Consider the following 26306-nt stretch of genomic DNA (forward strand, 5'->3'; position numbering starts at 1 on the left):
TTACGGACAGTGCCTGGTGGGTAGTTTGACTGGGGCGGTCTCCTCCCAAAGAGTAACGGAGGAGCACGAAGGTTGGCTAAGTACGGTCGGACATCGTACGGTTAGTGTAATGGTAGAAGCCAGCTTAACTGCGAGACAGACACGTCGAGCAGGTACGAAAGTAGGTCATAGTGATCCGGTGGTTCTGAATGGAAGGGCCATCGCTCAACGGATAAAAGGTACTCCGGGGATAACAGGCTGATACCGCCCAAGAGTTCATATCGACGGCGGTGTTTGGCACCTCGATGTCGGCTCATCACATCCTGGGGCTGAAGTCGGTCCCAAGGGTATGGCTGTTCGCCATTTAAAGTGGTACGCGAGCTGGGTTTAGAACGTCGTGAGACAGTTCGGTCCCTATCTGCCGTGGGCGTTTGAGAATTGAGAGGGGTTGCTCCTAGTACGAGAGGACCGGAGTGAACGAACCGCTGGTGTTCGGGTTGTCATGCCAATGGCACTGCCCGGTAGCTACGTTCGGAACTGATAAGCGCTGAAAGCATCTAAGCGCGAAGCAGGCCTCGAGATGAGTTCTCACTAGACTTTTAAAGTCTCTGAAGGGCCGTTGAAGACTACAACGTTGATAGGCAGGATGTGGAAGTGGTGTGAGCCATTAAGCTAACCTGTACTAATTACCCGTGAGGCTTAACCATACAACGCCAAACGCGTTTTATGACAGCGTAACGACAGAAGTTAAGTTACTAAAGTAGACATTTACTTGATATCAGAATTCCAGATTTATTAATTTGCTCAGATGAGCGAATTAAACCAAATTTGCTTGGTGACAATAGCGTTTTGGACCCACCTGACCCCATGCCGAACTCAGTAGTGAAACGAAACAGCGCCGATGATAGTGTAGCAGCTGCTATGTGAAAGTAGGTCATCGCCAGGCTCCAAATTAAAGAAAGCCCGATTCGAAAGAGTCGGGCTTTTTTGCGTTTTAGCTATTCACATAACGTGCCCTATTCATTCTTGAGGTAGGTTGGGTAGAGCGGAGCGAAACCCAACACGAGTTAGCGAGTTGCAAGTTAGCAAGGGTAAAGTTGAACTGTGTGGTTGTTTAGTACAGAGTCATTCTAAGCTCACCCTGTTCATTCTCCAGGTAGGTTGGGTAGAGCGGAGCGAAACCCAACATGAGTTAGCGAGTTGCAAGTTAGCGAGGGTAAAGTTGAACTGTTTGGTTGTTTAGTACAGAGTCACCCTCAGCAACACCCCCCGTAGGAGGCACTTCAGTGCCGAATTCAGACCTTAACAAACACATTCATAGCTAAATAGTTAGCGAGTTGCAAGTTAGCAAGGGTAAAGTTGAACTGTGTGATTGTTTAGTACAGAGTCTCCCTCAGCAACACCCCAGTAGGAGGCACTTCAGTGCCGAATCTAGACCATAACAAACACATTCATGGCTAAGGCCATTCCTACAAGTACACTTTGCCTAGAACCTAGAACCTAGAACCTAGAACCTAGAACCTCCAGCATAGGTAGACGCAGCACCAAACACCCACACCGAGCGGCTGATCGCTGACGGCTGAAAGCTGATCGCCCTGTGTTGGGTTTCACTTCGCTCTACCCAACCTACGTCAGACATCCAAACTGAACTCTTTCAACTTTCCCCTTTCCCCTTTCTAACTTCACTCTCACATCTAAGGAACAAAAAAGCCCAGCCGGTTTCCCGGCTGGGCTTCTATATCTAGCAATGATGAGATTACTTAATCATACTGTAGATAAGCGCAAATACTGCTAGAGAGCCAACTGTTAATACGAACAGTGTGCTTAAGCGGTTTCTGTATTTGTGTAAGCTAGGTACTTTATAAACGGCAATCATCGGCATGATGAAAAGGATCATGGCGATGATAGGGCCTGATAGTTGATCCATCATGTCTAAAATACTTGGGTTGATCACTGAGCAATACCAAATAGCGAAGAACATGATAACAGTGCCAATTTTATCAACGAGTTTAGGGTTCATATGGGCTTGTTTACTAACAAGACCATTAAAGCTTTCACGGGCACCTAAGAAGTGACCTAAGAACGAAGAGGTAATTGCAATAAAGGCAACTAATGGCCCTAAGGTCGCAATAAACGAGTTATCAGTGATATTGGCAAGGAATGACAAGATAGACACGTTATCAGCTTTTGCTTGTACCATTTGCTCAGTAGATAGTGACAACACACATGAGAATACAAACAGTAAAACAAACACGATTAATAGTAGACTGGTACGCTTCAGAATTGCTTCTGACTTCATTTTAGCATTGTTGCCATAGTGAGCACGCTGTACATGTACAAAGCTTGATATCGCAGCTGCGTGGCTAAATGAGAATACGATGATAGGTATTGATAACCAAAGTGTTTTCATGAAGCCAGAAAACTCAGGGACTGTAACATCTGGCATTTGCCAACTTGGGATCAAGTAAATCGATAAGAAGAACAAGATTGCGACAAGCGGATAAACAAGGATTGCGAAAGCACGTAACATCAATGCTTCGCCACCTAGCATTAAGCTAATCATACCGCCAACGAGCACACCAGATAACAGTACGCGTGGTGGAGATTCCATACCTAATTGATTAACGATAAAGCTATCAACAGTATTGGTTAATCCAACACCATAAATAAGTAAAATAGGGAAGATAGAGAGAAAGTACAGTAAAGAGATTAAGCGCCCTGCATTAATGCCAAAGTGTTCTTCTACAACATCGGTAAAATCCGCTTCAGGCTTTTTTGATGATAAAACAAATCGGGCTAAACCTCTGTGAGCTAAGTAGGTCATCGGAAAGGCAAGGCATGCCATGATAATCAAAGGCCAAAATCCGCCGATACCGATATTAATTGGTAAGAATAAAATCCCTGCACCAACTGCGGTGCCAAATAAACTTAACACCCATTGGGTGTCATGAAGGTTCCATTTTGAGTTACTACTTGTTGTCGATGCATCATACGGCATAGCATCTTGATGTGTGTTCATTAGCACTCCACTATTAGAATAATAATTGTCGCGCAGCATATAGAAAAGCGATTAAGAATGCATGTTTTAGCGTTGTATTTAGATAACTATGCTGTAAGGAGAGACTTACAAAGGAAGGTGGCAGGGCTTATTTATAAAGCCCTGTTGTGGTATTTATTCTGCTGCTGCAAGTGCGCGAGCTTTAATGTCTGCGGCAAATGCTAAACCTTTCTTAAAACGTGCCTCAGCTGCAGTGATTTCACTTTCATCGCCATTAGCGGCAAGCACTCCTTGTGAAAGGGCTTTATATAGTGCGCTAATTTGGGCCTCGTAGCCGGCTTCAATTGCTTTTTCAACAGTCGTCATGGTTATTCCTTTAATAGTTTGAGAGAGCAAAATACTATAGGAACAAAGGCTTATTGGCTAGGTTAAACTGATTGTAAAATAAGGAGTATTAAAGGGGCTAGGGTTAAGATTACAGGATAGATGCTGGGTTTCGCTACGCTCTACCCAGCCTACGATATTTAACGGAACGCTTTTAGTTCTGCAATGCCGATACGACAAAATACGGATTCAGATACTCTTCTTTACTGTTATACAGTAGTGGGCTGCCATCGAGTTTGCTAACCGTTGCGCCTGCTATTTCGGCAATCGCATGACCTGCTCCGGTATCCCACTCACAGGTTGGGCCAAGGCGTGGGTATATATCTGCACTCCCTTCGGCAACTAGACAAAGTTTTAGCGAGCTGCCCTTTGAAACCATTTCTACATCTTCAAACTGTTTTACGAATTCAGCTAAATCTGGAGAAGGGTGTGAACGACTACCGACAACACGGATAAGCCCTTTATTTGGCTTACGAGTTACCTTAAGTTCAATGCGCTCATCACCTTTATCTTTAAAGGCACCAATTGCTTCAGCAGCAATATACGACACACCTAATGCCGGTGCATCGACAACAGCTAATACCGGTTTACCTTTTTCTATCAAGGCAATGTTCACGGTGAATTCGCCATTCTTTTTGATGAACTCTTTGGTGCCATCAATTGGATCTACTAACCAATAGCGTTGCCAAGTTTGACGAATATCCCAGCTAATATCAGCGCTTTCTTCGCTTAGAATTGGTACATCTGGAGTAAGGTGATGTAAGCCATTCACAATCACTTTGTGAGCTGCTAGGTCGGCGTCGGTCACTGGGCTTTCATCAGCTTTGTACTCAACATTAAAGTCCTTTTCGTAAATCCCCATTATTGCACTGCCGGCTTGGCGTGCGAGGAGTAAGATTTCTTCTAGCAGTTCCGTTTGATTCATGACTTAACCTATAATTTGCTGTTGTTTTAAATACGCTACCAGCTCTTGCACCGATTGGTCTAGGGTGTTTTTACTGGTGTCGATTTTAATTTCTGGCGATGTAGGGATTTGATAGTCTGAGTCGATACCTGTGAAGTGCTTAATTTCACCTGCTCGCGCTTTTTTATAAAGCCCTTTAGGGTCGCGTGTTTCACACACGTCGAGCGGGGTATCTAAAAATACCTCAATAAACTCACCATCTTCTACTAAGTTTCTTACCATATCGCGTTCGCTTTGGAATGGCGAAATAAATGCGGTTAATACCACAAGACCGGCATCGACCATTAGTTTTGCAGTTTCACCGACGCGGCGAATGTTTTCCACGCGGTCTTCATCAGTAAAGCCAAGATCTTTACACAAGCCATGACGCACATTGTCACCATCGAGTAGATAGGTGTGAACACCTAATTGATTTAATGCGCTTTCTAGTGCGTTCGCAACTGTGCTTTTGCCTGAACCTGAAAAACCAGTGAACCATAGAATGGTAGGCTTATGCTTTTTTTGCTCACTACGCTGTGATTTGCTGATGGCGTAATTATGCCAAACGATATTTTCATCCATTGTCTTTACTCTCGTTATTGAAATGGGAATACCAGTGGTATAAGTATTAATACTGTAATCGAGTAAATAATCGATAAAGGTAAGCCCATGGCAATGTAATCTTTAAGGCGGTAATTTCCCGCACTGTAAACCATCAAGTTAGTTTGATAACCAAATGGCGAAATGAAGCTAGCCGATGCACCAAATGCGACAGCCATAATAAAGGGCAAAGGTGATACATCAAAACCAACGGCGAGTGCATACGCTACCGGAAATGAAAGCGCGGCAGCGGCATTATTGGTAATGAGTTCGGTAAATAAAACCGTCATTAAAAATATTGCGATAAATGCCCCGTAAGGCCCGAAATCACCTAATACGTATAACATGGCTGATGAAATTTCACCGGCAAGGCCTGTGCCTATCATGAGTTTGGCAAGGCCAATAGCACTACCCACTACTGCGAGTAACTCAATCGGAAAACGACGTTTTACTTCACTTAGCTTGATTGTGCCTGTTAGCATTAAACCGATAAGAAGAACGAGTAGGCCCTTAACTAATGGTACTAGGCCAACAATACTTAACCCCAATACGGCAGCAAAACTTGCTAACACAATATTTGATTGCTTAGGTTTTAAATGAGTTTGTAAATCAAGGCCTGATATATAAACGAACTCACGTTTTAAATTAGGTAGCGAGTAAAACTCTTTGCCAGGGGCAAGGATCAATGAATCACCCGCTTGCAATTGAACTTTACCTAAGCCGCCTTGTAAACGGTCATGGCCGCGGCGAATAGCAATAACGGCTGCATGAAATTGTTCACGAAAGCGAACTTCTTTAATTGTTTTACCAATGTATTTTGAAGAATGGCTAACAACGACTTCAACTAGGTGCTCAACATCTTTCTCATGTTTGTCGTGAACAACTTTTAAGCCATCAAATCGGGTAAGCAGAGGCACAGACTTTATATCACCTACAAAAAGTAATACGTCACCTTCTCTGATAACTTGTTTTGGCGTAACTGCGCAAATACGTTTATCACCACGAATAATTTCAGCTAAGAACAAGTCTTTTAATTCACGAAGGCCATTTTCCTCAACACTTTTACCAATTAGCTTTGAGCCGGTTTCTACTTTACCTTCAAGGTAAAAGGGCACCACTTCTTGGTTATTTTTACCGTTATCTGGTAAATATCTGAGCATCACTAAAATAGTGATAAGGCCAACGCTCAATGCGCCTAAACCAATCAAAGTAAAATCAAAAAAACCAAGTGGCTCCATGCCCGCTTCAACGGCAAAGCCATTAACAATTAAATTGGTTGAAGTACCAATCAGGGTGATCGTGCCACCTAAAATAGCAGTGTACGATAAAGGTAATAAAAGCTTAGACGGTGAGTGTGTCGGGCTTTCTTTTATCGAGCTAATCAGTGATGCCACTACCGCAGTATTATTGGTAAATGATGATAAAAAGGCGGTTGATAAACCAAGCTTGGTCACCGAACTTGTCAGGCTGCCTTTCGAAAGAGACTGAGCAAGCTTTTGTACTAAGGTGGTTTTTTCTACCGCTATCGAAACGAGTACAAGTAGAATTAGGGTGATTAAAGAAGGGTTTGCATAGTTAATTAGCATATCTTCAAGGCTTATTAGCCCTGCTAAATAACTAATACCAATGGCGCCGACAAATAACCATGCAGGTTTTAGCCGAGTGCCAAAAAGGCACCCCACTAATACCAGCATAATGCCTGTTAATACCAGCTGTTGATACATGCTTTTTACTTCCTATAACAGGCGAATAGTGATTATTTAAGCTTAGTTATATCAAGCGCTTGCCAATGAGGGAAGTGCTTGCGTACTAAGGCATTAAATTCAACTTCAAAGTCGCTAAAGCTACTTTGTTGCTCTTCAGTGCTAAGTAATTGCTCAATCATACCTGCCGCAACGGTTAGGTTTGATAGGCGGTCAATTAGGATAAACGCACCTGTTTCATGGTTGTTGTGGTACTCATCAGCCAAAATTGTTTCTGTAAGCTCTAAGGTTACAATCGCAATTTCGTTAAGTTGTAATGAGTCTGCTTGACCATGCTCAAGGGTATTTACATCAATCGTGTGATCGATTTTTCTTACCACTGCCGAGGTGTTTTTGCTGCCTAACTTAAAGTTATAGCTTTTACCTAATACAAGCGGTGCTTCATGCATCCATACTAATTTAGCTTGAATACGGTTTGTTACAGCGGCTTTTGAAGCGGCTGGTACAATCACATCGCCACGGCTGATATCAATTTCGTCGTTTAATGTTAAAGTGATTGCTTGACCTGCTTCAGCGGTATCTAAGTTGCCATCGAAAGTTACAATCTCTTTGATGCTTGAGCTTTTACCTGATGGTAATACTTTTACTGCATCACCCACGCTGAACTTGCCAGACGTTAAAGTACCTTGGAAACCGCGGAAGTCTAAGTTAGGGCGTACAACATATTGCACCGGAAGACGTGCTTCAAAACCGTTATCAAGTTCTGCAGCTGGCGAGTCTTCAAGTAACTCAAGTAGTGGTTTATCAGTGTAGTAAGGTGTGTGCTCTGAGCGTGTAACTACGTTGTCACCTTTAAGCGCTGACATAGGTACAAACTTGATATTAGTAACGTTTAGTTGCTCTGCAAACTTAAGGTAATCCGCTTTGATTTTTTCGTATACGGTTTCATCGAAATCGACGATATCCATCTTATTGATAGCAACAACAAACTGCTTAATACCTAATGAGTCACAGATAAAGCTATGACGCTTAGTTTGTACTTGTACGCCGTAACGAGCGTCAACTAAGATAATCGCCACATCACTGGTTGATGCACCGGTTACCATGTTGCGCGTGTACTGCTCATGTCCTGGCGTATCAGCAATAATGAACTTACGTTTTGCTGTTGAGAAGTAACGATAAGCAACGTCAATGGTAATTCCTTGCTCACGTTCAGCTTGAAGACCATCCACAAGGAGTGCTAAATCAAGCTCTTCACCGGCATTACCGACTTTTTCATTGTCTTTATGCAGGGCTGCAAGTTGGTCTTCATAAATTTGGTGACTGTCGTGTAAAAGGCGGCCAATCAGCGTTGATTTACCGTCATCCACACTACCACAAGTCAGCATGCGTAAAAGGCTTTTGTCTTGTTGACGTGCAAGGTAGGCGTCGATACCTAACTCTCTTACTTCATTAATCGTGTCGTTTGTTTTAGACATTAGAAATAGCCCTCACGTTTTTTCTTTTCCATTGAACCAGCAGAGTCGTGATCAATCACGCGGCCTTCACGCTCAGAAGAGGTTGAAAGCAGCATTTCTTCAATAATTTCAGTTAAGGTACCTGCATTTGATTCCACAGCACCTGTTAGTGGGTAACAACCAAGGGTACGGAAACGGACAGATTTCATTTGTGGTACTTCGCCTTCTTCTAATGGCATACGCTCGTCATCAACCATGATTAGCGTGCCGTTACGCTCAACGACAGGACGTTCTTTAGCAAGGTAAAGTGGAACCATTTCAATGTTTTCTTGGTAGATATACTGCCAAATATCAAGTTCAGTCCAGTTAGATAGCGGGAATACACGAATGCTTTCACCCGGGTTAACTTGGCTGTTATATGTATTCCAAAGCTCTGGACGTTGGTTTTTTGGATCCCATCTGTGGTGTTTGTCACGGAATGAGTAAACACGCTCTTTAGCACGTGATTTCTCTTCGTCACGGCGTGCCCCACCAAACGCAGCATCAAAGCCGTATTTATCTAACGCTTGCTTTAAGCCTTGCGTTTTCATGATGTCGGTGTGCTTTGCTGAGCCGTGTACAAATGGATTGATATCAATCTCTAACCCTTCAGGGTTTTTGTGGACGATTAAATCAAAGCCATACTCTTTAGCTAGGCGGTCACGAAACTCGATCATTTCCTTAAACTTCCAGTTGGTATCAACGTGTAAAAGTGGAAATGGAATCTTTGCTGGATAAAACGCTTTACGCGCCAAGTGTAATAACACTGATGAATCTTTACCAATTGAGTAAAGCATCACCGGGTTTTCAAACTCAGCAGCAACTTCGCGCATGATTTTGATACTTTCAGCTTCTAATTGCTGAAGGTGTGTTAAAGCCATTGTTAGTCGTCCTACTAAAATGATTAAAAGTTAAATTAAGCTACGCCAGTAATTGGCTGGGCAAAGCTGCTGGTTTGCTCTGTTTGACTAAACCATGCAAGCTGATGATGCAATGATGCAACTTCGCCAATAATTAATAAGGCGGGTGAGATAATGCTATGGCGTGAAATCAAATCAGCCAGCTCACCTAATTGCCCTGTAACCACACGTTGTTCTTTACGTGTGCCGTTTTCGATAATGGCAACGGGGGTATCTGCACCGCGGCCATGTTTTAATAGTTGTGCTTGAATATGCGGTGATTTAATCACTCCCATATAAATCGCTAAGGTCTGATTTGGCTTGGCAAGTGACTGCCAATCTAATTCTTGACCATCTTTTTTACAGTGACCCGTTACAAACTGAATGGCTTGCGCATGATCTCTGTGAGTAAGTGGAATACCTGCATAAGCGCTACAACCTGCAGCAGCAGTAATACCCGGTACGATTTGGTAACGCACTTTATTCGCGGCAAGAACTTGTACTTCTTCACCACCACGACCATAAATAAATGGGTCGCCACCTTTAATACGGCATACTTTTTTGCCTTGCTTGGCAAAATCGACCAACATCTGATTGGTATCTTCTTGCGCCACGCTGTGATCGCCTAAACGTTTACCTACGCAAACTAGGTCGGCATCACGGCGTACTAAATCCATAATTTCATCAGAAACCAAGTAGTCATATACAACTACGTCGGCTTGTTGCATTAACTGCAGTGCTTTTAGTGTTAATAGCTCTGGGTCACCTGGGCCTGCACCTACAACATACACTTCGCCTTCAGGTTCTGGCTTTGCATCTAACAATTGCTCTAACTGCGCTGTTGCAGCTTCGGTATTACCCGCTTGGACTTTACTTACAACTGATGAATCAAATACGCCTTCCCAAAACTGACGACGATCAGCAAAGTGTTTAAAGCGTTGTTTTACTTTGTCACGAAAGCTACCAACTAATGTAGCAAGTGGACCAATATGCTGTGGAATAAGCGTTTCGAGTTTTTCGCGTAAACGACGTGCTAATACTGGCGCTGTGCCTGCGCTTGAAATTGCAATTGTGATTGGATCACGGTCAACAATTGATGGAAAAATAAAGCTGCACTTAGGTTGATCGTCCACCACGTTAACGAAAATATTGCGCGCATTAGCAAGTTCGAACACATCTTTGTTAACGCTGTCTATATCAGTTGCAGCGATTACCAGCATTTGCTGATCTAAATACTGTTCTTTGAAAAAGTCGTTAATGAGTGTTACATCACCTTTCTCAGCAAGTTCTCGAAGTTCATCACAAAATTCAGGGGCGACTAGCGTCACATGAGCACGCGCTTTTAAAAACGCACGGCATTTGCGTAATGCGACATCTCCACCGCCGACTACCAGCACAGGTTTGTCGTCTAATTTGGTAAAGATTGGTAAATATTGCACTTTGTTCTCACCCCTAAAACACATCAAGAAACTGCTTATTGCAGGCAAGCAGAATATAGTGCTCTAAAAAAAGTAAAAAATAATTAAAACCAAGTTTATATAACTAAAAGTTATACCAGGTGGTTTGTTTTGGCTTAAGACTTAGTTAACAAGGGATTGCGGCGAGTTACAAGTAAATAAGCAGCCTTATGGTGATTAGTTATGATTTATAGCCGAATGATAAAAATTTGCTACTATAGGTCACTAATATGGCAACACAAATATAAGAGCTATGACTAAAATGCAAACAAGCGCTGCCCAAGCGGTGGCACTGATGGACTTAACAACTCTAAATGACAGCGACACAACAGAAACCATTAATAACTTGGTTGCCAGTATTGAGCCAACGTTAGGCATTCCTGCAGCGGTATGTGTGTATAGCCAGTTTGTAAGCGATGCAAAGCTTGCTCTCGCTGAGCGTGAACTACAGCAAGTCAAAGTGGCTACAGTTACTAACTTTCCTAGTGGGGAGCAACCGTTAGAGCAAGTGTTAAATGAAACCTTATTTGCCATTGAACGCGGCGCTGAGGAAATTGATTTAGTGATCCCCTACAAAGCGCTTATTGGTGGTGATGAGCGCAAAGTTTTAGAGTATGTCAAAGCGTCAAAAGAGGCATGTGGTACACAAGCGCAGCTTAAAGTCATTATCGAAAGTGGCGAATTAAGTGATGATCTCATTGCAACAGCAACTAAGCTGGCAATTGATGGCGGCGCTGATTTTGTTAAAACCAGTACTGGTAAAGTGGCTGTCAATGCAACGCTAGCTGCAACAGACATCATGTTGAACAGCATAAAAGCGAGTGGCAAAAAGGTTGGTTTTAAGGCGGCAGGCGGGGTCAGAACAGTCACCGAAGCTGCTGAGTATTTAGCCCTAGCTGAATCAATTATGGGTGAAGCGTACTTACAACCCGAGCTATTTCGTTTTGGCGCTTCTGGGTTATTAAAAGATGTGTATGCAACATTAAATGAATCGTGAAAGTGAACAAGAGAAAATAGCGCTCGAGCACGGCGCAGCAAAGTTGTTTTTGCGCTGTTACGAAAAGCAGTTTGGCGTGAGTATGCGCAATATTTGGCATAACACGCCGAGTAAACCAGACGTGAGTTGTTATAAAGGTGATGAACGGCTTGATATTGAAGTCGCACATTTATATGCCAGCGAAACAGAAGCAATGGCGGTGTTAGGTCGGCCGCTGTCTATCTCAATGCAACGAGATCTTGCTGAAATGGCTTTAGCACCGAGTAACGAGCGTTTGCACTGTGCTTTACATCGTTTGCTAGCACAAAAAGCCAAGAAACATTACGAGTCTACTCAGCCTTGGTTATTAATACGCAATGCCAGTACTATATGGCATCTTGATGATTTTAAGTCAGTACTTACTCACCTTGATGTGCCTAAGCATCATCCATTTCAACAAATTTGGCTGTTATGTGATTTTTATCGTGGTGAGCTATTACAAATTTTATAATGGAATGAGATAACAACAATGAAATTTAAACGTTCAGGGACGCAAACACTTCTATCGAGTGTTTTTCCAAGTTTAGCATTAGCAGGTGTAGTTGCTGTATCGCTCACGGCGTGTACTAACCCAAGTACACCAGCGGGTGAAGAGGGTTACGTATTTGAAAAGCCGCGGGTGTTTGGCGAAGGCGGTTATCAAGGCACTATGATTGGCCCAGCTAACTACGGCATGTCACTTTGGCGCAATCAGGTGATTAATATTGATATGCGCCCGAATACGTATACTGAAGCATTTAAAATCTTAGCTAACGATGACTTAAACATTAGTTTTGATTTTCATGCGGTCATTTCAATAGAAAGCGGCTCTGTCAGAGCGGTGGTTGAGCAATACGGTGGTGAAGATTGGTATCCGCGATTTGTCCGTGAAACATTTAGAACTTATGTGCGTGATATAGTGCAGCAATACGATAGCGGCGTGTTAAAAACCAATCGCGAGAAAATAGCTGCAGAAGTAACAGCCCGGTTAAAAGCGTATTTAGAACCAACGCCATTTAAGCTCGCCAATGTCGTAGTGGGAAATATTAACTATCCGGCTATTGTTGCTAATGCTGTTGAGAAAAAGTTGGCTGCACAACAATTACTGTCTGAAAAAGAAACGCAAAAAGAAATTGCACGAAAAGATGCTGAGATCCGTGTAGAAGAAGCGAAAGGTATTGCACAGGCGCAAAAAATAATTAATGCCACTTTGACGCCAAATTATCTACAACATGAAGCTATTAATGCGCAGTTAAAGATGGCTGAGTCACCTAACCATACAACAGTTTATATTCCTGTTGGTAACAATGGTGTACCACTGGTGAAAGGCACAAACTAAGGGTTTAAACAGCCAGTGCTGGCACTGGCTGTTAGTTTGCTTAGTTAAATTTAAACATACTGCCAAAGCTTTCTAAACTTGATTTGTTCGTTTTGGCAATACACCCTGAATCATCAAGCGACTTTTTAGTCGTCTCATCAGCAAGGCCAGTCACTTTCAGCTTTTTTTCTTGCTGATATTCAGTGAGAGCAATCACCGTTGCTTGATCGTACTCTACGTCTTCTATTTCATATTCTTCGTAGTGAGGCTGCCTTTTCAAATAACCCAAACAAACCAAGTTCAGTCGTGACATCGCTAAGTCTGTTTTTTCGTAGTAAGGCATTCTGTGAGTTGGAACACTAACCGATGCAACTGGCGCTTTAGCAGGAGCTGCAGCTGCGGTTACTTTTAGTGGTGCAGGGGCTGTATGGCCAGCTGCAATGGTGTTATCACTATTATAGCGATAATAAGTTGTTGGCACTTTTGATTCTAAAAACTCAACAGCTTTTACGATCACTTCGCGCAATGCTTTTTCTTTTGGCGTGTTTGACCAGCTACTTAGATTACCACCAACGAGTGCACCACCAAAATTGGTGGCAGCTGATGTAAAGTCAAAATCTTTACTGCCGCCCTCAACACTGGTAGCGGCTAAAATGCGTGAAGTACGCGTATCGATTAAGCGTAAATCTATCGCCATGTGCGAACTTGAAAAACCAGCCGATACCGAGCTAAATACATCACCGATAAAGCCACCACTGCCGACACGAGTGCCTGAGTTGTCATCATCAAATTCTGTGACTGCGGCAACCACAACAATTTCGGCTCCCTCTATTTCACCATACGCAGCTCCTGATGCTGCACTCACGCGGCCTGATACAGCAAGGTCTTGTTCTGATAATACGGCATCAAGTGCTTGTCGCTCTAAAACAATAAAGCGATTTGTACTGACTAATGCGGTTGTGAGTTGATCGGCCATACCTTCACCAATTTCTTTACGCCACCAACGTGAATCGTTTGATTTATCAGTAAAGCGGGCAACAGCGATCCGAGCTTTTGGACCATTGTATTGCTGTTGTGCAACTTCGTTTATATCTGGGCTATTGGTATTGCTGGTGGTTGTCGAAGTACTCTGGCATGCAGTAAGTGCCGCAGCAAGTAACGTAATCGAAATTGCTTTGTGTGTTTTGGTGAGCATATGACTTTCCTTAACTTATATCTCATGCAGTAAATAACGCCGCACTATGGGCTTTGTTGTTATTGACGTTTGTATGGATAAGCTATAAAAATCAGTGTTTTATTAATAGCACTCAGGCGAAAAGTTTATTCACTTACACGAAATTCGGCATGTTTTTGATGTTTTTCTCGATACTGTTTTGGTGATAAGCCTGCATAGCTCTTAAAGCTTCGGGCAAAATAGCTTTGCGAGCTAAAACCCGCTTGATCCGCGATTTGACCAATTGCTAATTCGCTATCGATTAGCTGCTTTTTTGCAAATTCTAAGCGAGTATTACGCAAATAATCAGAAGGCGTTTGTGAGTACAAGGCTTTCATTTTTAGTTGCAGCGCACGGGGACTTAAACATAACACAGAGGCTAGCTGCTCAACCGAGAAGCTTTCATCTTGGTAGTGTGCTTGTACTGTCTGCTTAAGCTTTTCAGTGAAGGAATAATCTTTATTTTGTACTGTTACAGCGGCTGTATCACTATTCAGAGGAGCTGCCAGTTGTGCTGTTAGGTGCTGGTTTAAAATATGTCTTAGATTAAGCAGGCCTTTTACTCTGCTTACTAGTAGAGTAGGTTCAAAAGGTTTACTCAAAAAATCATCAGCTAATAAATCAAGCCCTTTTAAGCGGCTGTGGGTATCTGCTTTAGCAGAAAGTAATAATACTGGGATATGACTGGTGGCTGGGTTTGAACGCAGTGCTGCTAATAATTGATAACCATCCATATTTGGCATCATCACATCACTAATAATGAGTTCAGGCAGGTCTGTTTGGCATAAATCAAGCGCTTGCTGACCATCAGTTGCACAGATACAGTTAAACTCGTTATTAAATAAAGAAAGGAGCAGCTCTGCCATTTCCTCATTATCCTCAACAATAAGCAATGTCTGTTGTGAGGTAAGAACTTGCGTAGCACTATTAATGTGATTATCAGCACTTTCAACCATAGGCAATGATACAGTGAAGCAGCTACCTTCAGCGATTTTACTGCTTACACTGATAGAACCACCGTATTGTTCAACGAGTTGTTTTACTAAGCTCAGGCCAATACCACTACCTGGTTCAGATGATGCTACGCGAGTAAAGCGCTGAAAAACCGACTGCTGATGCTCACTGGCAATACCCACACCGGTATCCGTAATTTTAAACTGTAACGCTTGTTGCACTTCACTAAGGTGAATAGCGACTGTGCCACCTGCAGGGGTGTACTTAAGTGCATTGCTTATCAGGTTACTAAAAATCGAGTGAGCATGTTCAGGAGCAAGGTTAATCTTAAGTGCTTTAGTGGTGGTGTCAGTAAAGTTAAATTGCAGCTTTTTTTGCTCATACAGAGGCCTGAAATCCGCCACTAAATCTGTTAAAAATGGCGTAATAGCATAAGGGCTGACAGTGTAAATTGCCGTGCTTGGGCGTTGACTCAATTGTAAAAGTTGATTGATGAGCTCAAGTAAGCGCTGGCAGTTACGTTTGATGCTCGCTAGTTGCGATTGAGCTTGAGAGTCTGCATTGCTTCGCTGTAACTGACTGATCGGAGCGAGTATTAAGCTAAGTGGTGTTTTGAGTTCATGACTAATGTTATCTAAAAATTGATCTTTTAATTTGTTTAACTCAATTTCGGTTTGCTTCTCTTGCTCTGCTAGTTTGCGCTTGTACAAGGCATTTAACACAAGCCAAATCAGTGCTAAAGCAAACGTAAAGTAAATGCCGTAGGCTAATTTAGTTTGCCACCAAGGAGGCACAACAGTAAGCGCTAATAGCTGTGTACTGTCACTCCATTGGCCATATTGATCTTTTGCTTTTAGCAATAACTGGTAGTGACCAGCAGGCAATTGCGGATAGTTAATTTGCCTAAGGGATGCATCGGTATATAAAAATTGCTCATCAAAGCCAGCTAGCTTGTAGCCATATTGGTAATGTTTTGGAGTCGCGCCATTTTTTAATGCACTAAATTTAAAGCCGATAACCCCCGCTGATTTTGCAAACGAGAATGTCTGAGTTGCACTAGCAAGCGTATTGGTTTGCTTATCAAAATGATTACTTTTAATTGCTCGGTTATTAAGTAATAACTCAGTTAACACTGGAGTCGGGGGAGTGTGCGATAAGGTTAGTTGCTCTGGGTAAAAATGATTATAGCCATTAATACCCCCAAAAAATAACTCGCCATCGTCTGCTTGAAAGCTCGCACCTAATATAAATGACTGGTGTTGAATACCATCTTCAGGCAAAAACTGCTGCATTTGCTGTGTGCTGGGGTTATAGCGAGTGAGTCCGTCATTGGTCGCAAGCCAAAGCATGCCCTGTTTATCGGCAAGAATGTCGAAAATGTTGTCATTAGCTAAACCTTGCTGTTCAGTAATGTGTTTCACTGTGAGGGTACGCTTGTTGACTTGATTCAAGCCTTGCATGGTGCCAACCCAAATGCTGTCTTCACTGAGTAATAAAGAGGTAACCATATTGTGGCTAAGCCCTGTCTCGCCGGAATCTTGCTCATCTAATAAACTAAATTGCTCTGTTGAGATATCGAGTTTATTGAGTCCTGCTCGGGTACCAATCCATAGTGCGTGCTCTTCATTATCATAAGCCAAAGTAAATACGGTGTTGTTGGCAAGGCTATTTTGCGCATCATTGTGCTTATAGTGAGTCACCTTGGCAGAGGTTGGTTCAAAGCGGGTTAAGCCTTGGTTACTACCTAGCCAAAGTGCACCTGTTTTGTCGCTGGTAATTGCGTAAACACGATCACTGGCTAGCTGGTGGCTTTGCATGGTGAAAGTTGTAAACTCATCAAGGCTGTCTTGATACTTAATTAAACCGCCACCGTAAGTACCAACCCATAATTGCTGGTTAGCATCTTCGTGTAGGGCAAATATATTGTTATTAGGTAGGGCGTTTTTAAAGTGCTGATAACCAGACGTTGTTTTGCGGTTGAGTCCATCACGGGTTCCAACCCATACCTCACCATTGGCTCTTTTAACTATTGAACGAACAAAGTTATGACTTAACGAATTTGCTTGAGAGGTTTTTAATTGATGAGAGAACTGTTGCTGCTTAGGATCATAGCGGTGCACACCATAGCCATCAGTACCTAGCCAAATAATGCCTTGAGAGTCTTGAAAAAGAGAAAGCAGGTAGTCGCTGCTTAAGCCGTTGGGGTTTTGCTTGTCATGGCGATATTGAGTGAATTGCTCTTGTAAGTCAGCACCCGCAGGTAAAAGGTATAGACCTTGCCCGTAGCTTGTAAGCCAAAGGTTTTGCTGTTGGTCAATCAGGCTGTCTGTTACCCAGACTCCATTAAACTGTTCGATTTTTTCACTACTTTGCGTAGCTAAATTTAATATATAAAGACCTTTTTTAGCGCCAATAAACAGCTTTTCGTCATTAAGTAACTTGAGATGCCAGAGCGGCACGGAGATCTGAGCATGCTGAGTAAATTGCTCAGTAATTGGGTCAAATGAAATAAGCCCTTTATCTGTGGCAAGCCAAATTAGTTCATCGGTAATAACAATGTCTCGAACCAGTGGCTGCGCTGACTTATAGTGAAAGTGTGTAAAGCTATTATTTGATACATCAAAACGGGTTAACTTACCGTGTTCGTGGCCTAGCCACAGAACATCATCTTTAGCTAACGCCATAGACCAAATTTTATCTTCACTTAGGCTTTCATTATGGTGTGTAGAAAACACCTCAAACAGACCGGTTTTAGGGTTGAGTCTATTAAGCCCTTTGCTTGCAGTCGAAAACCATAGCTGGTTTTTACTGTCTTTGACACAACCGGTGATCCAGTTCCCTGAAATGCTTTTATCATTGCTGTTAGCTTTAAAACGCTTAAATTCATAACCATCAAAGCGATTTAAGCCACCTTGTGTGGCAAACCATAAAAAGCCTTGCTGGTCGGTGATGCTGCAAGTGATTGAATTTTGGCTGAGGCCTTGCTGACTATTAAAAGTGCCTAGGTGTAAAGAACGTGCACTAGCCTGATTAGCTATCAACAAAATGAGGCATAACAATACAATATTAAAAGGGGATTTTAATAGCAGCACACTGATCCATGTTGTTTTATGTTCCTGTAATGGGTTTATAATAAACTGCTTTTTAATCAATGTTAATATTGATTTTTAAACGAACTGATGAGATTTTAACTAATGGGTATCTTTTACTCTTGTGTTAATGAATTGCGTAAGTATAATAGGCATCCACTTTGCAGGGGCGTAGTTCCAATTGGTAGAACAGCGGTCTCCAAAACCGACGGTTGGGAGTTCGAATCTCTCCGCCCCTGCCACTTTTTACACAATGTGTGCTAAGTCTGAAATTAAAAATCGGTTTAAACAAGTCAGTTTTTAAGTTTAGATTTTAATGGATTAACCCTGCCAGAGCGCAGGGTTGTTGTGTCTGTAGTTAAGGTAAAAATATTATGAGCACGAATGTAGAAACACCATCAAGTGCGATGGATTCAGTAAAGTGGATTGTAGCAATTGCGCTACTAGCAGGCGCAGTCGTTGGTAACCACATGTATGCAGACCAATCTGTATTATTACGTGCTATTGGTGTAGTGGTTGCTGTTGCAGCTGGTTTAGGCATTGCCTCACTAACTGAAAAAGGTCGTACTTTTCTTGCGTTTGCAAAAGAAGCACGTATCGAAGTACGTAAAGTTGTGTGGCCAACTCGCCAAGAAACAACACATACGACATTAATTGTAATGGTTGCAACTGTGATTATGGCGCTTATCCTTTGGGGATTAGATGGCATTTTATTCCGCGCAGTAGGCTTTTTAACTGGATTGGAGATCTAATCCCATGTCGGATGAGAAGAACGAAAAGAAACTACGTTGGTACGTAGTACAAGCTTTCTCTGGTTACGAGAAGCGTGTAGCACAAACTATTCTTGAGCACATCAAGATCGAAGGTTTGGAAGATAGTTTTGGTGAAGTATTAGTACCAACTGAAGAAGTTGTTGAGATGCGCGCTGGCCAAAAGCGTAAATCTGAGCGTAAATTCTTCCCAGGTTACGTACTAGTTCAAATGGACATGAACGATGCAAGCTGGCACTTAGTGAACAGCACTGCACGTGTTATGGGCTTCATTGGTGGTACGTCTGATCGTCCAGCACCAATTAGCCAAAAAGAAGCTGATCGCATCTTAAACCGTCTTCAAGAGAACTCTGAAGCACCTAAGCCAGCTACATTATTCGAGCCAGGCGAAGTTGTTCGTGTTATCGATGGTCCATTTGCTGACTTCAGCGGTGTTGTTGAAGAAGTTGATTACGAGAAGAGCCGCGTGAAAGTGTCTGTTCTTATCTTCGGTCGTTCGACACCTGTTGACCTTGAATTTGGTCAAGTTGAGCAAGACAAGTAAGTAAAAAATTAAAGCTGCCAAAATCGTTTAATATTTTGGCAATACGCTTGAAAAAGGCCGCTGATTAACTTATAATCAGCGGCCTTTTTGTGTTAGGGCAAGTTACAACTTGTTTTATCACTAAAAAGTGAGAACCAATTTTTAAACTGGGAAGCCGTTAGAGTACGCGTCCTCGCGCGCACAAGGCTATGACCCACCAAATGAGGTATTTATTATGGCTAAAAAAGTTGAAGCTATTATCAAGCTACAAGTTGCCGCTGGTATGGCTAACCCTAGTCCTCCAGTAGGTCCAGCACTAGGTCAACACGGTGTAAACATCATGGAATTCTGTAAAGCGTTCAACGCACGTACAGAATCTATCGAAAAAGGCGCTCCAGTTCCTGTAGTGATCTCTGTTTACGGTGACCGTTCTTTCACGTTCGACATGAAAACTCCACCGGCTGCTTACTTACTTAAGAAAGCTGCAGGCATCAAATCAGGTTCTGGCCGTCCTAACACTGAAAAAGTGGGTACAGTAACTCGTGCTCAACTTGAAGAAATCGTTGAGACAAAACGACCTGACCTTACAGCGGCTGATATGGACGCTGCAGTTCGCACTATCGCAGGTTCTGCGCGTGCGATGGGCTTGAACGTAGAGGACTAAGATAATGGCAAAATTAACTAAACGTATGCGTACTATCCGCGAAAAAGTGGATGTAACTAAAGATTACGAAATCAACGAAGCAGTTGCTCTTTTAAAAGAGTTAGCGACAGCTAAATTCGTAGAAAGTGTTGACGTTGCTGTTAACCTTGGTATCGATGCTCGTAAATCTGACCAAAACGTTCGTGGTGCAACTGTACTACCTAACGGTACTGGTCGTGAAGTTCGTGTTGCTGTATTCACACAAGGCGCTAACGCAGATGCTGCGAAAGAAGCTGGTGCTGAATTAGTGGGCATGGAAGATCTTGCTGAACAAGTTAAGAAAGGCGAGATGAACTTTGACGTTGTTGTTGCATCTCCAGACGCTATGCGTGTTGTTGGTCAACTAGGTCAAATCTTAGGTCCACGTGGTCTAATGCCAAACCCTAAAACTGGTACTGTAACTCCTAACGTTGCAGAAGCAGTTAAAAACGCGAAAGCAGGTCAAGTTCGTTACCGTAACGACAAGAACGGTATCATCCATACTACTATCGGTAAGGTTGATTTCACTGCTGAGCAACTTCAACAAAACCTTGAAGCTCTTATTGTTGCGCTTAAGAAGGCTAAACCTTCTCAAGCAAAAGGTACTTACGTGAAGAAAGTAACTATCTCTACAACAATGGGCGCAGGTGTTGCTGTTGACCAAAACTCTCTAAGCACAGTTGTTGCTTAATTAAGAGTTTACATGGCGCGAAATTTGAACTATAATTTTGCGCCATTTTGTTGAGAAAGTTAATTTCGAAACAAGTAAAGAATTCGGGTTGAAGTCCATAATTTCGTAATGCCTTCGGGTAAAAACGATAAATTGGACTTCCGTCCAAGACCGTAGGCGGCTTCGGCCTTAATATTTTACCTACGTAGACGGTGTGAATCCCCAGATAGATTTTTCCTAATCTTCTGGCTCTCGCCGTAAAAAGCATCTCCATCTTTGATGGGGAAGAGTAGAACAGGGAAGCCAATTTCGGCAACCCATTAAACCAGGAGTAACACCCATGGCTTTAAATCTTCAAGGCAAAAAAGCAATTGTTGCTGAAGTCAACGAAGCAGCCACTGGTGCTCTTTCTGCAGTTGTTGCAGATTCTCGTGGTGTAACAGTTGGTGCTATCACTGCCCTTCGTAAAGAAGCTCGTGAAGCTGGTGTATGGATGAAAGTTGTTCGTAACACTTTAGCTAAACGTGCTGTTGAAGGTACAGATTTTGAGTGCCTTTCTGACTCACTTGTAGGTCCAAGCTTAATCGCTTTCTCTTCAGAGCACCCAGGTGCTGCTGCGCGTATCTTCAAAGATTTCGCGAAGAAGAACGAGAAATTCGAAGTTAAGACGGCTGCATTTGAAGGTAACGTAGTAGACGCAGCTATGCTAGCAACTCTACCTACTTACGACGAAGCTGTTGCACGCTTAATGAGCGCTATGAAAGAAGCGTCTGCAGGTAAATTGTGTAAAACAATTGAAGCAGTACGTGTACAGAAAGAAGAGCAAGCTGCTTAATTTTAAGCTGTTTTTTTGTTCACTTTCGGTGTAATATTTTTTTTGGGCTATATTTAGTCCGTAATAATTAGGAAATTTGTAATGTCTGTAACTAAAGACCAAATCCTTGATGCTATTGCTGAAATGTCAGTAATGGACGTTGTTGCTCTAGTTGAAGCAATGGAAGAAAAATTCGGCGTAACTGCAGCTGCTGCTGTTGTTGCTGGTCCTGCTGCTGAAGCAGCTGAAGAAAAGACTGAGTTCGACGTAATCCTTACTGGCGCTGGTGCTAACAAGGTTGCAGCTATCAAAGCTGTACGTGGTGCTACTGGTCTTGGCCTTAAAGAAGCTAAAGCACTTGTTGAAGCTGCTCCTGCACCTATCAAAGAAGGTGTATCTAAAGAAGAAGCTGAAGCACTTGCAAAAGACCTTACTGAAGCTGGTGCTGAAGTTGAGGTTAAGTAATCTAGCTTACGCTAGGTTCGCTGCCTGAGTAATCAGGCAAGGGCTGGTGATTATTTAATCACCGGCCTTTTTGCGCTATAGAGCGATGCAATCCTGTAACGCAAATAAAATCTAATTTTCTCTTTACTTTCAAGTTGTTACCTAGTTTGGTGTTGAAAGTGTCAGAGCAAAATAGAACAACAATTTAATGTTGTACATCTTGGCTTAGATGCCAGTTAAGTCTGTTCTTACAAGAACAGGTCGGGTCAAAGATCAGCAAGCTGAGGAACCCCATGGCTTACTCTTATTCTGAAAAGAAACGTATCCGTAAGGATTTTGGTAAACGTCCACAAGTTTTGGATATACCTTTCTTACTGTCGACGCAGTTAGAATCGTTTAAAAAATTCTTAGTCCCTGACGCTGATGGCGATCACGGTTTGGAAGCTGCTTTCCGTTCTGTGTTTCCTATCAAAAGCTACTCGGGAAATTCTGAGCTTCAATACGTAAGTTATCGTATTGGTGAGCCAGTATTCGATGTAAAAGAATGTCAAATTCGCGGTGTGACTTATTCTGCTCCACTTCGCGTAAAATTGCGTCTTGTGGTGATGGACAAAGAAGCACCAGGCACAGTTAAAGACATTAAAGAGCAAGAAGTTTACATGGGCGAAATTCCGCTCATGACTGATACCGGTACCTTTGTTATCAATGGTACAGAGCGTGTTATCGTTTCTCAGCTACACCGTAGCCCTGGTGTATTCTTTGATAACGACCGCGGTAAAACTCACTCGTCAGGTAAAGTACTTTATAACGCGCGTGTAATTCCTTACCGTGGTTCATGGTTAGACTTCGAGTTTGATGCAAAAGATAACCTTTATGTACGTATTGACCGTCGTCGTAAATTACCGGCGTCAATCATCTTACGTGCACTTGAGTACTCAACGGATGAAATCCTAGAGATATTCTTCGATACAACTGCGTTTGAAGTTGCTGACGGTAAAGTTCTTATGGAACTTGTTCCTTCACGCTTACGTGGTGAAACTGCCGCTTTTGATATCAAAGGCGAAGACGGTGAAGTCCTTGTTGAAGCGGGTCGTCGTATTACTGCGCGTCACATCAAGAACATCGAGAAAAAAGGTATTAACCAATTAGAAGTACCGCATGAGTACATCATTGGTCGTGTTGTAGCTAGAAACTATGTTGATGAGTCAACTGGTGAGATCATCGCAAACGCGAATGACGAGCTATCACTTGAGCTAATGGCTGAATTGGTTAAAGCAGGTCACACTAAGATTGATACACTATATATCAACGAAGTGGACAGCGGCGCCTACATGTCAGATACATTACGTATCGACACAACAAGCAACCGTTTAGAAGCATTAGTAGAAATTTATCGCATGATGCGCCCAGGCGAGCCACCGACGAAAGACGCGGCTGAAGCCTTATTTGATAACTTGTTCTTCTCTGACGAGCGTTACGATTTATCAACAGTTGGTCGTATGAAGTTCAATAGCCGTGTAGGTTATGACTCAGATACTGGCCCTGGCACATTATCGAAAGAAGACATCGTAGCTGTTATGAAAGTGCTTATCGCTATTCGTAACGGTGTTGGCGATGTTGATGATATCGACCACTTAGGCAACCGTCGTATCCGTAGTGTTGGCGAAATGGCTGAGAACCAATTCCGCGTTGGTCTAGTACGTGTTGAGCGTGCTGTACGTGAGCGTTTAAGCTTAGGTGACCTTGACGCTGTAATGCCACAAGATCTTATTAATGCTAAGCCTATTTCGGCTGCGGTTAAAGAGTTCTTTGGTTCATCTCAGTTATCACAGTTCATGGACCAAAATAACCCGCTTTCAGAAGTAACGCACAAGCGTCGTATTTCTGCATTAGGCCCGGGTGGTTTAACACGTGAACGCGCTGGCTTCGAGGTTCGAGACGTTCACGTAACTCACTATGGTCGTGTATGTCCAATCGAAACGCCTGAGGGTCCAAACATCGGTCTAATTAACTCATTGTCTACGTACGCACGTACGAATGACTATGGTTTCTTAGAAACACCTTACCGTAAAGTGGTAAACGGTGTAGTTACTGATGAAGTAGATTACTTATCAGCCATTGAAGAAGGTCAGTTTGTTATCGCTCAGGCGAACTCAAACTTGAACGAAAACAATGAGTTTGTTGATGAACTAATTCCATGTCGTCACAAAGGTGAATCAACCTTTATGGGCAAAATGGATCAGCAATATATGGACGTATCACCACAACAGGTGATCTCTGTAGCGGCAGCACTTATCCCGTTCCTAGAACACGATGATGCTAACCGTGCATTGATGGGTTCAAACATGCAACGTCAAGCTGTACCAACACTTATCGCGGACAAACCGCTGGTAGGTACAGGTATCGAGCTTACACTAGCGAAAGATTCTGGTGTAACTATCGTTGCTAAGCGTGGTGGTGAAGTAATGTATGCGGATGCAAGCCGCATCGTTGTAAATGTACATGAAGATGAGCGTATTCCAGGTGAAGCGGGCATCGATATTTACAACCTTACTAAATACACTCGCTCAAACCAAAATACATGTATTAACCAAAAACCAACTTGTATGGTTGGTGAGCCGGTAACACGTGGTGACGTATTAGCAGATGGTCCTTCGACTGACTTAGGTGACTTAGCACTTGGTCAAAACCTTCGCGTGGCATTCATGCCATGGAACGGTTATAACTTCGAGGATTCAATCCTACTATCTGAGCGTGTAGTTCAAGAAGATCGTCTAACGACTATCCACATTCAAGAACTACAATGTATCGCACGTGATACTAAATTAGGTCCTGAAGAGATCACAGCAGATATCCCTAACGTAGGTGAGTCTGCACTAGGCAAGCTTGATGAATCAGGCGTTGTTTATATCGGTGCTGAAGTTAAAGGCGGCGATATCCTAGTAGGTAAAGTGACTCCGAAAGGCGAAACGCAATTAACACCAGAAGAAAAGCTACTACGTGCTATCTTCGGTGAGAAAGCGTCAGACGTTAAAGACAGCTCTTTACGCGTACCAAACTCTGTAACTGGTACCGTAATCGACGTACAAGTTTTCACCCGTGACGGTGTTGAAAAAGATAAGCGTGCGTTAGAAGTTGAAGACATGCAGCTTCGCGAAGCGAAGAAAGACTTCAACGAAGAGTTCCGTATCTTAGAAGCCGGTGTATTAGACCGTGCTCGTAAGCTACTTGTTGACGCAGGTCTGAACGCAGATTCAATTGCATCACTAAATGCTGAAAAGCTGCTTACTCAAAGCCTTGCTGAAGAAGACAAGCAAGCTGAACTTGAGCAACTAGCTGCCCAGTACGATGAGCTTAAAGCTGAATACGATAAGAAGTTTGAAAACAAACGTCGTAAGATCACTCAAGGTGATGACCTAGCACCAGGCGTACTTAAGATTGTTAAAGTATACCTAGCTGTTAAACGTCGTATCCAACCGGGTGATAAGATGGCGGGTCGTCACGGTAACAAAGGTGTTATCTCGACTATCGTACCAGTAGAAGATATGCCATACGATGACAAAGGTCGTACGGTAGACATCGTTCTGAACCCGCTAGGTGTACCATCACGTATGAACATCGGTCAGATCCTAGAAACACACATGGGTCTTGCTGCACGTGGTGTGGGTGAGCGCTTAGAAGAAATGATGAAAGAGCAGCGTGAACTGCACGAAATCCGTAGCTTCGTTAAGAAAGTTTACGAATTAGGTGATTGTCGTCAGAAAGTTGATATCGACTCGTTCTCTGATGATGAAGTTCGTCGCTTAGCTGATAACTTGAAAGGTGGTTTACCGATCGCAACTCCAGCCTTTGATGGTGCTCGTGAAAGCGAAATCAAAGACTTACTAGAGCTTGGTGGTTATCCAAGAAGCGGTCAAGTTACACTTTATGATGGCCGTACTGGCGATCAGTTCGAACGTCAAGTAACTGTTGGTTACATGTACATGCTGAAACTTAACCACTTGGTTGATGACAAGATGCACGCACGTTCAACTGGTTCTTACAGCCTTGTTACTCAGCAGCCGCTGGGTGGTAAAGCTCAGTTCGGTGGCCAGCGTTTCGGTGAGATGGAGGTGTGGGCACTAGAAGCTTACGGTGCTGCATATACTCTACAAGAAATGCTAACAGTGAAATCGGATGACGTGAACGGTCGTACTAAGATGTATAAGAACATCGTAGATGGTAACCATAAGATGGAACCAGGTATGCCAGAATCGTTCAACGTATTGTTGAAAGAAATCCGCTCACTGGGTATCAACATCGAGCTGGAAGAAAATTAAGCCATTTAGGTGCGGCGTAAGCCGCACCTGTTAGGC

20 protein-coding genes, 1 tRNA gene and 2 rRNA genes are annotated in these 26306 nt (G+C 42.9%); 13 read left to right on the forward strand and 10 right to left on the reverse strand.

What is annotated here, in order from left to right; genetic code table 11:
* Both PASHI_RS01705 and rrf read left to right on the forward strand, forming a co-directional pair.
* Nucleotides 1-686 (forward strand): 23S ribosomal RNA (locus tag PASHI_RS01705); the annotation flags it as partial.
* 124 nt (nucleotides 687-810) lie between these two features.
* A 5S ribosomal RNA gene (gene rrf / locus PASHI_RS01710) occupies nucleotides 811-925 on the forward strand.
* 810 nt (nucleotides 926-1735) lie between these two features.
* On the opposite strand, the gene PASHI_RS01715 is transcribed toward rrf, so the two are convergent.
* The 8 genes from PASHI_RS01715 to cysG form a co-directional block, all read right to left on the reverse strand.
* Nucleotides 1736-2998: an aromatic amino acid transport family protein gene (locus tag PASHI_RS01715; RefSeq protein ID WP_054564013.1), complete on the reverse strand. Its 1263-nt coding sequence runs from the start codon at nucleotides 2996-2998 to the stop codon at nucleotides 1736-1738.
* Nucleotides 2999-3151: 153 nt separating this feature from the next.
* Nucleotides 3152-3343 carry a hypothetical protein gene (locus PASHI_RS01720; protein WP_055022144.1) on the reverse strand — a complete coding sequence of 64 codons (192 nt, stop codon included), beginning with the start codon at nucleotides 3341-3343 and terminating at the stop codon, nucleotides 3152-3154.
* A 172-nt stretch (nucleotides 3344-3515) separates the two neighbouring features.
* Entirely contained in the window at nucleotides 3516-4286 is a 771-nt protein-coding gene (gene cysQ, locus PASHI_RS01725) for a 3'(2'),5'-bisphosphate nucleotidase CysQ (protein ID WP_062564374.1), read from the reverse strand.
* A 3-nt stretch (nucleotides 4287-4289) separates the two neighbouring features.
* Nucleotides 4290-4886 (reverse strand): adenylyl-sulfate kinase, encoded by a 597-nt coding sequence (gene cysC / locus PASHI_RS01730; RefSeq protein ID WP_058586654.1) that lies wholly within the window; start codon nucleotides 4884-4886, stop codon nucleotides 4290-4292.
* A 14-nt stretch (nucleotides 4887-4900) separates the two neighbouring features.
* A complete protein-coding gene (locus PASHI_RS01735; RefSeq protein WP_062564375.1) occupies nucleotides 4901-6628 on the reverse strand; it encodes an SLC13 family permease in 1728 nt (575 codons plus the stop codon).
* Between the two features lie 32 nt (nucleotides 6629-6660).
* Nucleotides 6661-8085, reverse strand: a complete 1425-nt coding sequence (gene cysN, locus PASHI_RS01740) for a sulfate adenylyltransferase subunit CysN (RefSeq protein ID WP_062564376.1) — start codon at nucleotides 8083-8085, stop codon at nucleotides 6661-6663.
* On the reverse strand, nucleotides 8085-8984 hold the full coding sequence (cysD, locus tag PASHI_RS01745) for a sulfate adenylyltransferase subunit CysD (RefSeq protein WP_054564008.1): 900 nt from the start codon (nucleotides 8982-8984) through the stop codon (nucleotides 8085-8087). Before cysD ends, cysN begins: the two co-directional genes overlap by 1 nt.
* Nucleotides 8985-9019: 35 nt before the next feature.
* Nucleotides 9020-10441: a siroheme synthase CysG gene (cysG, locus tag PASHI_RS01750; protein ID WP_062564382.1), complete on the reverse strand. Its 1422-nt coding sequence runs from the start codon at nucleotides 10439-10441 to the stop codon at nucleotides 9020-9022.
* 271 nt (nucleotides 10442-10712) lie between these two features.
* On the opposite strand from cysG, the gene deoC reads away from it, so the two are divergent.
* From deoC to PASHI_RS01765, 3 genes are read left to right on the forward strand one after another with little or no spacing between them, the layout of a single operon-like run.
* A complete protein-coding gene (deoC, locus tag PASHI_RS01755) occupies nucleotides 10713-11456 on the forward strand; it encodes a deoxyribose-phosphate aldolase (RefSeq protein WP_062564377.1) in 744 nt (247 codons plus the stop codon).
* Nucleotides 11446-11946, forward strand: coding sequence for a hypothetical protein (locus PASHI_RS01760; RefSeq protein ID WP_058586658.1), 501 nt, complete (start codon nucleotides 11446-11448; stop codon nucleotides 11944-11946). Before deoC ends, PASHI_RS01760 begins: the two co-directional genes overlap by 11 nt.
* An 18-nt stretch (nucleotides 11947-11964) precedes the next feature.
* Nucleotides 11965-12813, forward strand: a complete 849-nt coding sequence (locus PASHI_RS01765) for an SPFH domain-containing protein (protein ID WP_062564378.1) — start codon at nucleotides 11965-11967, stop codon at nucleotides 12811-12813.
* Nucleotides 12814-12853: 40 nt separating this feature from the next.
* Here PASHI_RS01765 and PASHI_RS01770 read toward each other — a convergent pair whose 3' ends face one another.
* Complete coding sequence (locus PASHI_RS01770) at nucleotides 12854-13987, reverse strand: CsgG/HfaB family protein (protein WP_054554824.1); 1134 nt, start codon at nucleotides 13985-13987, stop codon at nucleotides 12854-12856.
* 125 nt (nucleotides 13988-14112) lie between these two features.
* On the reverse strand, nucleotides 14113-18051 hold the full coding sequence (locus PASHI_RS01775; protein WP_062564379.1) for a hybrid sensor histidine kinase/response regulator transcription factor: 3939 nt from the start codon (nucleotides 18049-18051) through the stop codon (nucleotides 14113-14115).
* A gap of 162 nt (nucleotides 18052-18213) precedes the next feature.
* Between PASHI_RS01775 and PASHI_RS01780 the strand changes: the two genes are divergently transcribed.
* The 8 genes from PASHI_RS01780 to rpoB all read left to right on the forward strand — a co-directional run bounded on the left by PASHI_RS01780 (nucleotide 18214) and on the right by rpoB (nucleotide 26270).
* Nucleotides 18214-18290, forward strand: a tRNA-Trp gene (locus PASHI_RS01780).
* A gap of 132 nt (nucleotides 18291-18422) precedes the next feature.
* Entirely contained in the window at nucleotides 18423-18800 is a 378-nt protein-coding gene (gene secE / locus PASHI_RS01785; RefSeq protein ID WP_036971579.1) for a preprotein translocase subunit SecE, read from the forward strand.
* A 4-nt stretch (nucleotides 18801-18804) separates the two neighbouring features.
* On the forward strand, nucleotides 18805-19362 hold the full coding sequence (gene nusG / locus PASHI_RS01790) for a transcription termination/antitermination protein NusG (RefSeq protein ID WP_054554826.1): 558 nt from the start codon (nucleotides 18805-18807) through the stop codon (nucleotides 19360-19362).
* A gap of 214 nt (nucleotides 19363-19576) precedes the next feature.
* A complete protein-coding gene (gene rplK, locus PASHI_RS01795) occupies nucleotides 19577-20005 on the forward strand; it encodes a 50S ribosomal protein L11 (protein ID WP_054554827.1) in 429 nt (142 codons plus the stop codon).
* Nucleotides 20006-20009: 4 nt separating this feature from the next.
* Nucleotides 20010-20714, forward strand: coding sequence for a 50S ribosomal protein L1 (gene rplA, locus PASHI_RS01800; protein ID WP_054564002.1), 705 nt, complete (start codon nucleotides 20010-20012; stop codon nucleotides 20712-20714).
* Between the two features lie 319 nt (nucleotides 20715-21033).
* Nucleotides 21034-21528 carry a 50S ribosomal protein L10 gene (gene rplJ, locus PASHI_RS01805; RefSeq protein WP_054554829.1) on the forward strand — a complete coding sequence of 165 codons (495 nt, stop codon included), beginning with the start codon at nucleotides 21034-21036 and terminating at the stop codon, nucleotides 21526-21528.
* 81 nt (nucleotides 21529-21609) lie between these two features.
* Entirely contained in the window at nucleotides 21610-21972 is a 363-nt protein-coding gene (gene rplL / locus PASHI_RS01810) for a 50S ribosomal protein L7/L12 (RefSeq protein WP_054554830.1), read from the forward strand.
* A gap of 272 nt (nucleotides 21973-22244) precedes the next feature.
* Nucleotides 22245-26270, forward strand: coding sequence for a DNA-directed RNA polymerase subunit beta (rpoB, locus tag PASHI_RS01815; RefSeq protein WP_055022150.1), 4026 nt, complete (start codon nucleotides 22245-22247; stop codon nucleotides 26268-26270).
* Nucleotides 26271-26306 lie beyond the last annotated feature (36 nt).

This window comes from Pseudoalteromonas shioyasakiensis (assembly GCF_001550135.1).
Lineage (GTDB): Bacteria > Pseudomonadota > Gammaproteobacteria > Enterobacterales > Alteromonadaceae > Pseudoalteromonas > Pseudoalteromonas shioyasakiensis.